Source organism: Clostridium sp. (genome assembly GCF_036642255.1).
Classification (GTDB): Bacteria; Bacillota; Clostridia; order Clostridiales; family Clostridiaceae; genus Clostridium_J.
The window spans coordinates 1-9013 of the sequence record NZ_JAVWDJ010000080.1 but is presented as its reverse complement, the minus strand read 5'-3'; the positions used below and the strand labels follow the sequence as shown (position 1 = coordinate 9013).

At 30.1% G+C, this 9013-nt stretch carries 8 protein-coding genes; 7 read left to right on the top strand and 1 reads right to left on the bottom strand.

The window, feature by feature from the left end; translation table 11 throughout:
• On the top strand, nt 1–333 hold a 333-nt coding region (locus RR409_RS20230; RefSeq protein WP_332559587.1), incomplete at its 5' end, for a VTT domain-containing protein.
• 526 nt (nt 334–859) lie between these two features.
• Nucleotides 860–1993, top strand: a complete 1134-nt coding sequence (locus RR409_RS20225; RefSeq protein WP_332559586.1) for a (Fe-S)-binding protein — start codon at nt 860–862, stop codon at nt 1991–1993.
• Nucleotides 1994–2315: 322 nt separating this feature from the next.
• Here the strand turns inward: RR409_RS20225 and RR409_RS20220 are convergent, their stop codons facing one another.
• The gene (locus tag RR409_RS20220; protein WP_332559585.1) at nt 2316–3089 is read right to left on the bottom strand and encodes a TVP38/TMEM64 family protein; all 774 of its coding nucleotides are present in this window, start codon (nt 3087–3089) and stop codon (nt 2316–2318) included.
• A gap of 674 nt (nt 3090–3763) precedes the next feature.
• On the opposite strand from RR409_RS20220, the gene RR409_RS20215 reads away from it, so the two are divergent.
• From RR409_RS20215 to RR409_RS20195, 5 genes are all read left to right on the top strand, one after another.
• On the top strand, nt 3764–4354 hold the full coding sequence (locus tag RR409_RS20215) for a CDP-alcohol phosphatidyltransferase family protein (protein WP_332559584.1): 591 nt from the start codon (nt 3764–3766) through the stop codon (nt 4352–4354).
• 206 nt (nt 4355–4560) lie between these two features.
• Complete coding sequence (locus RR409_RS20210; RefSeq protein ID WP_332559583.1) at nt 4561–5790, top strand: ABC transporter substrate-binding protein; 1230 nt, start codon at nt 4561–4563, stop codon at nt 5788–5790.
• The gene (locus tag RR409_RS20205; RefSeq protein WP_332559582.1) at nt 5790–6668 is read left to right on the top strand and encodes an ABC transporter permease subunit; all 879 of its coding nucleotides are present in this window, start codon (nt 5790–5792) and stop codon (nt 6666–6668) included. Before RR409_RS20210 ends, RR409_RS20205 begins: the two co-directional genes overlap by 1 nt.
• On the top strand, nt 6665–7471 hold the full coding sequence (locus RR409_RS20200) for an ABC transporter permease subunit (RefSeq protein WP_332559581.1): 807 nt from the start codon (nt 6665–6667) through the stop codon (nt 7469–7471). Before RR409_RS20205 ends, RR409_RS20200 begins: the two co-directional genes overlap by 4 nt.
• 12 nt (nt 7472–7483) lie before the next feature.
• Nucleotides 7484–8500 carry an ABC transporter ATP-binding protein gene (locus RR409_RS20195; RefSeq protein WP_332559580.1) on the top strand — a complete coding sequence of 339 codons (1017 nt, stop codon included), beginning with the start codon at nt 7484–7486 and terminating at the stop codon, nt 8498–8500.
• Nucleotides 8501–9013 lie beyond the last annotated feature (513 nt).

Here is a 9013-nt window from a genome sequence, read left to right as displayed (position 1 = left end):
AAAGGTGCAATGGAAAGTATAGATGTTTTCTTCGAAAGATACGGAAATTTTGCAATACTAATCTGCAGACTTTTACCATTTGTTTCTTTTGACTTTGTAAGTTATGCTGCTGGTCTTACTAATATGAAATTTTGGTCATTCTTTATAGCAACAGGTTTAGGCCAATTACCAGCGACAATAGTGTATTCATACGTTGGAGGAACACTTACAGGTGGAGCTCAGAAAGTATTTCTTGCATTATTAACACTATTTGCTTTATCAATAGTAATAGCTATTGCAAAAAAGGTATATAATGATAAACAGAAAAATGAGAAAAAAGAAGAAACAGTTTAATAATTAAAAAGAAGGGTATGTCCTGAAAACTATTTAGGGCAGCCCTTTTGTTTTATCTAATATTTGTAGAAATGATTGAAAAGAAAACCTTAGTCACATAACAATAATTTATAAGCAATATAAGTGATAGGCTTTTTATAATTTTGACATAAGGACGAAAGTTATATTATAGTGAACGAAATAAGTTCAGTATGAGTTGTGTTTGAAAAGAAATTAGTAAGTCATTAAGAAGTAAATTACCTATAATAGAATTAGGCAAACCTATAGAATTAAAGGAGTCTATAGGTTTTTTAAATGGTGAAAATTTAAGGTTTTTTAAAATTGAATGTTATAATTAAATAGGAATATTGAGAATTCAGAGAAAAGATAAATAAAGTTAGCTACTCTTATGAATATCTTATCATCTCTCTACATGAAGGGATGATGTATTGATATATTCTTAGGATATGAAATTCTTACTAAAGGTGATTGACTAACATGAGTTTATTTATAATTTGTAAGTAAATTGTAGAAAGGTAAGATGATTATGAAAGATAAATATATTATTAAAAAAGAAAATACGCTAAGCAGAGTTGATAGTATTAAAGAGGGTTGCATTCAATGTGGGAAATGTGTGAAAAATTGTATAATGCTTCAAGAGTATTGTAATAAGCCTAAGGAATTTTTCACCAATGTGTCTGAAAGTAAAAGTATAGAGACTATAATTCCATTTTCCTGTAGTTTATGTGGAAAGTGTAATTTAGTGTGTCCTAAGAATTTAGATATTCAAGATGCCTTTATGGCATTAAGAGAAGATATTGTAGATCAGAATAATGGAGTCTCCCCCTTAAAAGGACATGGAACTATTCATATGCATCAAAAATTTAGTTTTTCTCCTCTGTTTACTGGAGTTATAAAAGAGTCTGATAAAGTTGAGAGACTTTTTATGCCTGGATGTACTTTATGTGCATATAATTATGAATTAGTACTTAAGGTTTATGAATATATAAAAGATAAAATGCCTGGGACAGGCCTATTACTAGGGTGTTGTGGAAGACCCACAAAGGATTTAGGAGAAAGTGATGAATTTAAGAAAAAGTATTCTAATCTTGATAATATGATAAAAGGTTGTGGTGCAAAAGAAATAATAACAGCGTGCCAATCATGCCTTAAAGTTGTAAGTGAAGAAAGTCCTGAATATGTTGTCAAATCTCTCTGGACTGTACTTAGAGATATAGGAGTACCGGAGGAGGCTAAAGGTATAGGAAATCAAAGTGATTTAGAGTTTTCTATAAAAGATTCTTGTGCTTCTATGAGAAATATAGAATTACAAGACAGTATAAGATGCATAATAGACGAGTTAGGTTATAAAGTAAAGGAACAAAAGGAAAAGAATGTATCATGTTGCGGTACAGGTGGAATGATTCATACTGTTAATATAGGTTTATCAAAAAAGATAATGCAGGACAGTGCAATGAAGTGTGATACAGATTATATTGTGACTTATTGTGGAGGTTGTAGAAATTCAATGGTGCAAGGGGGAAAACACTCCTTACACATACTAGATTTAGTATTTAACGATACATGGACAAGTAAATCTTCTATGCCAGCTGCAGTGGGTTCTTTAAAATCTTGGATGAATAGATTTCAGGTTAAGATAAAATCTAAAACAATTAAGTAATTTTAGATTAATTTATGACATATAAGCATTAATTGTTTTATCATTGCTAAACTGAAATAAAGCTATCAGCGGGATAATAATTTTTGAGTTGGATTTTATAAAAACTTTATTGAGAATATTAAATCAATTTAGAAAAACAATAAGGCAAATAAAATAAAAATGTAGTTTATAATTTAAATAATAAAGCAAAAAGCAAGGATAATATAAAATGTCGAGTTATATAAGAATGTTAAGATAACCTAACTGCTTATTATAACGAGAACATATAAGATATCCTTGCTTTTTATTGTGAATTTAATTAATTAAATTTAGTAAATCTATATTATGCTTCCAACTCAGCTTTATCTTCAGAAATATTTTCAATAAGATTTTCCTCAATTGTGTCCTTAGAATTATGATTTTCTATGTTATCAAAAGAAATTTTCTTCTTAAGGAATAAAGAACCCACTATTAATGCAAGTAAGAGAGCAATGGATAAGTAAAAACTTGAAGAACCAATCTCTGTAGCTTTGTCTCCAAGATTTATATATACAAAAATTCCAGGAATGGTGCCAACTAATGTGCCTAAAGCAAAATCTTTATATTTGATTCCTGCAAAACCTGCACAATAGCTAATTACATCAAAAGGTACAAGGGGAATGAGTCTTAATATAAAAATAATATAGAAGCCGCCTTTTTTCATGGCATTTTCTAATTTAGACATATCCTTTTTAACAACTTTTTTAATAAAGTTTTGATCAAGTGTTTTTGCTAAAAAATATGCAAAGGTTGCGCCTCCAAGTGCTCCTAAAAGAGTAAATATAAATCCTCCACTTAAACCGAAACACATTCCACCAGCGATGGCAAGAACAGAATCAGGAAATAAGGTAACAGCTGATAAGGTAAACAAGATTATATAGACTACAGGAGCTAAGATTCCGTAAGAATTAACAAAGTTCTTTACATTTTCAGGTGTACATTCATGAAGAAAATCTATGTTACTAGTGAAACATAGAGTAACTACTATTAAGATTAACAATCCTGACCATTTTATTAAATTTAGCAATTTCTTATTTTGAAAAAAAATTTTTAACAACGTTGTTATTTTATTTATCACTTAGAACCTCCAGTTTATGTTTCAAGATGCCACCGAATCTAACATCCATTGGGCTTGAATCACTTGATTTGATTATGTAGTTGAAAGGAATCTTTTTGTTTGCACCCATCCAAGTAGCAAATACTTCAAGTTTATCTCCTTCAACTTTAACACGTAGTCATATCTTCAGTAGCTATTTTAATATCTTTTTTATCCTTATCCACAGCCATAAGTTTGGTTTCAGCTAGTGTGTTAGTACCTGCATTTTTATCAGGGATCAACAGCTTTGTTTGCTCAAATAACTACTACTAATGCTGAAGTAGCTAATAAAGATATTGTTGATAATAGTTTTTTCATAGTAACCATACCGTGGAGTATGTACATTTCTAATTTATTAACCAAAATTAATTTTATACTATAATTTATTTGATATCTAATAGGGGTTTCGAATGAATAAAGTTTATCTATTTGAAAACAAAATATGTGTAAATTTGATTTAAGGTTTCATATTTTACCACATTATGATTAAATAAATTAGGGTTTTAATAAATAATTTATGTGTAATATATAATTATAACTAAATAGAATTAGCTCATGATAATTTTTAACATCAACGCAAAATATTCCTTAATAGGGGACTTTGCTAAAAAGGGATAATTTTCTTAGCGATGTTTAACGGAGGGGGGAAGAATACCATGTTAGATACAAAAGGAAGAAAGTATATTCAGCCCTTGTTTGAAAAGGTGGCAAATTTTACTATAAAGAGAGGTATTACAGCCAACCAAGTCACCATAGTGGCTTTTTTAGTTGGAATTATTGCAGCAATAGCCGTGTGCTTTGGTAATGCTGTAGTAGGTGTAGCTTTATTATGGCTATCAGGATTTCTTGATGCCTTAGATGGAACCATTGCACGAAAAACAAATTCATCCAGCAGTATTGGCACTTTAATGGATATTCTTTTTGACAGGATAGTGGAAATAGCAATGCTTCTTGCAATAGAGTGCATGACCAATAGTGTTAATATAGGAATTTACATATCTATAGTTTTAAGCGCAATTATTATATCTATGACTGTATTTTTAACAGTAGGTGCCTTAGTAGAGAAAAGTGGTAATAAATCTTTTTACTATCAAGCTGGCTTGGCAGAGAGAACAGAGGGCTTTATTATGATTTCCTTAGCTGCTATTTTACCTGATTTTAGAGAAATAATATTGGTGGTTTTTGCCGCAATGATGCTATTTACAGCTGGACAAAGATTTTTGGAGGCAAAAAGAATTCTAAAATAGCTTTTAGTAATTTATATTAGTAGTTTATAGTTAATTGGCTGATTTATAGTGATGAGGCAATAAAATAAGTAGATTTATTATTTGAACAAATATGTGTTAATGTTTTTTTGTAAAGCTACGCAATGAATAAACAAATATATTATGAAAAATTGTTTCATAATTACAATTAAAGGTAATATATAAATTTACAATTAGGAGGATTTACAATGAAAAAACTAAAAAAAATAATTGTGGTACTTTTATCATTTGTTATGATATTTATCTCTGGATGTAGTGCTAAAAATACCACTAGCTCAGAACCAAACAATTTTGATGAGGCATTAGCTTCTGCAAAGGGTAAAACTGTAACCTTTTATGGTTGGGGAGGAGATCCTGCAACTAATAAATGGCTTGATGAGGTGGTAGGAAAAAGCCTTAAAGAAAAATATGATATTAACTTAAAGCGTGTACCTATGAATATTGACGAAATTTTAAATAAGCTTTCCAATGAAAAACAAGCAAATAGTAAAAGTGGAGATATTGACGTTGTTTGGATTAATGGAGAAAATTTTTATACCGCAAAAAATAATAAACTATTATATGGACCAATAACAGACAAAATTACAAATTTCACTAAATACATAGACACACAAGGACAAGAAGCAAATTATGACTTTGGGAATAAAATTGATGGAATGGAAGTTCCTTATGGAAAAGCACAGTTAGTATTTATTGGTGATACAGCTAAAGTTAAAGATCTTCCAACAAGTACAGAGAAGCTTTTAGCCTTTGCAAAAGAAAATAAAGGTAAGTTTACCTATCCAGCACCACCAGATTTCACTGGAAGTGCTTTTGTTAGAAATGTAATTTATGATATAGTTGGCTACGATGCAATATACAACGCAAAGGCAGATAAAGAAGAAATATATAAAGTTATTAAACCAGCTTTTGATTACTTAAATGAACTTGAAAAATATTTATGGGAAGAAGGAAGAACTTACCCAAAAGATAATGGTACTGTTGACAAAATGTATATGGATGGTCAATCATTAATAACTATGAGTTACACTCCATTGTATGCAGCACAAAAAATTTCATCAAAAGAATTTACAGAAACTTCTCAAACATTTGTTTTTGATAAAGGAAATATAGGAAATACTCATTATATGGCGGTGCCATTTAATGCTCCTAACAAGGATGCTGCATTAGTGCTTATCAATCACATAATAAGTTCAGAAATGCAAACTACTAAATATGATGTGAAAAATTGGGGAGACCTTCCTGTATTTGATGTGAATAAATTATCTTCAGAGGAAAAGGCAGCCTTAAACAACATTGATAATGGAAAAGGAATTTTAACTCCAGAAGAATTATTCAGTAAGAGAAAACCAGAAATTCAAGCAGAAAAGGTTGCGATAATAGAGAAGTTATGGGAGGAGAAGGTATTAAAAGAATAATGTATAATAAATATAAACCATACTTTTTAGTTCTGCCATTTTTATTAATCATGGTGACGATTTTTATCGGTGGGGTGATAAATGGAATAATTCAAAGTTTAGGATATCTTCCTATGGTAGGACTCAATGAAATTACTTTTAAATTTTATAGTGAAGTTTTAAAGGACAAGGAATTTATTAATTCTTTGTCCTATACATTATACATATCACTGGTATCTTCAATAATATCAGTGTTGATTGGAGTATTTATAGCTTTTCTACTAAATAAAGTAAAAAAGGACAATAAGTTATCCTATGCTCTTTATCAAACACCTATAATTATCCCACATCTTGTAGCGGTATTGATGATATCATATATTATTTCTCAAACAGGAATTATTTCTAGGGTTATCTATGCTTTAGGAATAGTAAATGACCCTTCACAATTTCCTCTTTTTGTTTATGATAATAAGGGTATTGGAATAATACTTGTATATTTATATAAGCAAGTACCTTTTGTTACAATGACAGTTTATGCTGTACTTAAAAATCTCAACAAAGGTCTTAGGGATGTATCCTTAAATTTAGGGGCTAGCCCAAGGCAAACCCTGTTTTATGTGATTCTTCCTCTTTTAGCACCATCTATACTATCCGCATTTCTTATTACCTTTGCTTTTGATTTTGGGGCCTTTGAAGTTCCATTTCTTCTGGGGAGTCCATCTAAGGTAACTTTACCAGTAAAGGCTTATATAGATTACATTAATCCTGACTTTGCTTTTAGACCTTATACCATGGTAATAAATATGATAATTTCTATTATATCAATGTTATTAGTATGGGGATATATGAAAATATTTAAGCATTTTACAAGGCAAGGAAGAGAGGGTGGTATTATATGAGTAAGAAGAGTTTAATAAATAAAAGTGTATTTTATATCTTTATTATTGGAAGCTGTGCTCCTTTAATCTTGCTTTTAATTCTTACCATAAGTGCATCTTGGCCATATCCACAATTACTGCCAAAGACTTTATCTTTAAAATACATTACATACGTATTTTCTGGGAACTCAGATACTTTAAAAGCTATAATGACCAGTGTCATCATAGCAATATTATGTATGATATTAACTATTGCAATTGCCATACCTACAGCTAAGGCTTTGGCGCTTTATAGATTTAAGGGAAAAGAATTTATAAAGATATTAGTGTTGCTCCCTCTTGTAGTACCAAGTATCACTGTTACTACAGGAATACAAATAGCTATGATTAAGCTTGGACTTACAGGAACAATGCTAGGGGTTACTCTTATTCATACTGTCTTTACCTTGCCCTATGCCATAAGACTGCTAATAAATGTCTTCGAAATTGTAGGAGATAAATATGAGAATCAAGCTAGCACTTTAGGGGCAAATAGCTTTCAAATATTTAAAAGTATAACAATTCCAATAATAATGCCAGGGATTTTATCTGCTGCAGTAATGAGCTTCACCATTTCTTTAAGTCAATATATAACCACTTTTTTAATAGGTGGTGGAAAAATTGTTACAATTCCCATGTTATTCATACCATACATACAAAGTGGTCAGGCTCAGGTTGCATCAGTTTATAGTTTGTTATTTATTTTTGCAGCCTTGATATCATTGATTTTAATGGAGAAAACCGTTAAAAAATATTATAACCTGGAAGGATTATTTTACGTGTAGGAGGTGCATTAGTTGGCTAATTTAAAGCTAGAAAATATATATAAAACTTTTGATGGAAAACAAGTTTTAAAGAATATAAATATGGAAATTATTGAAGGTGAACTAGTATCACTCCTTGGACCCTCAGGTTGTGGAAAAACTACTCTGCTTAAAATTATAACAGGACTTCTTGCCCCTGATGGGGGGAAGATTTTCTTTAATGGAGAAGATTATACTGAGGTAGATAGTAATAAAAGAAATGCAGTTATTGTTTTTCAAGATTATGGGCTTTTTCCGCATATGACCATAGTTGAAAATATTGAGTTTGGATTAAAGGTTAGGAACGCGAATAAATCTGAAAGAAGAAAAAAAGTTGAAGAGATGCTAAGTCTAATGCAATTAGAGGATAAGGGTAAAAATTATCCTTTTGAACTTTCGGGTGGACAAAAGCAAAGGGTAGCCTTAGCAAGAGCTCTTGTAGTTAAACCAAGGGTACTATTACTAGATGAACCTTTTTCAAATTTAGATACAAATCTTAAAGAAACAATGAGAGACTTTGTTATGGATCTTCAAAAGAAACTTGGGTTTACTACTATTTTAGTAACTCATGATAAGGAAGAAGCTTTCATGATGTCTCATAAAGTAGCAGTGATATTAAAGGGTGAATTACAACAATTCGGAACTCCATCAGAAATTTATAATAAACCTCTCACAAGAGAGCTTTCCGACTTTGTTGGAGAAGCTAATTATGTAGAAGGAAAAGTTGCAAATGGAGTTTTTAAAAGTATCTTAGGAGATTTTAAAGTAGTCGCAGATGATATTGAAAGTGCATCATTAATGATAAGGTATGATCAAATACTGTTAACTAGGGAAAAATCTGAAGTAAGATGTAAAATAATTGATAAAAAATATGCAGGTAAGACTTCGCTATATAAGGTGATTGTGAACAATGAAATAGTTTTAACCTTAAACTCTAATGATAATATCTTTCAAGTTGGACATAGTGCATATCTGAGAATTACAAATGGGGAAAATAATATATATAAGTAGAAAGCAATAAGAAAGTAGAGCACTGTAAATTTAATTTTCATAGTGCTCTATATTTTTTAGTTCATTATAATTTTTAATATGGATGACTTTAGTAATGGGCCAATAACGTTACTAGTAAAAGATAAGATTTATATGTATTTCAAATATAATTGAATATGTATTCTGATATTATGATATAACTGTTCCCAGTGTGTCAATAAGAGGAAGAAATAGAAATAAGGAGCAATGTAGAGGATTTATCATTACACTTCATGTTAGATTAATTTAATTATAACTAAAGTGTTTTTCCTATGATAAGATATGTCTTGTCCCTAAGAGGTGACAAAATAAATCACTTAAAGTTCAAAGTTACAAGTTAAAACGAATTTAGTTTTTGAAAAAGAAATTAAAAAAGTGTTGACAAGACAGAGAATAGGTGATAAGATGTGAAAGTCGCCAAGTGGTGACGACGCTACAAGATAGCGACAAATTGGTCTTTGAAAATTAAACAGAGAAAAAGGTAAAACCAGTTAA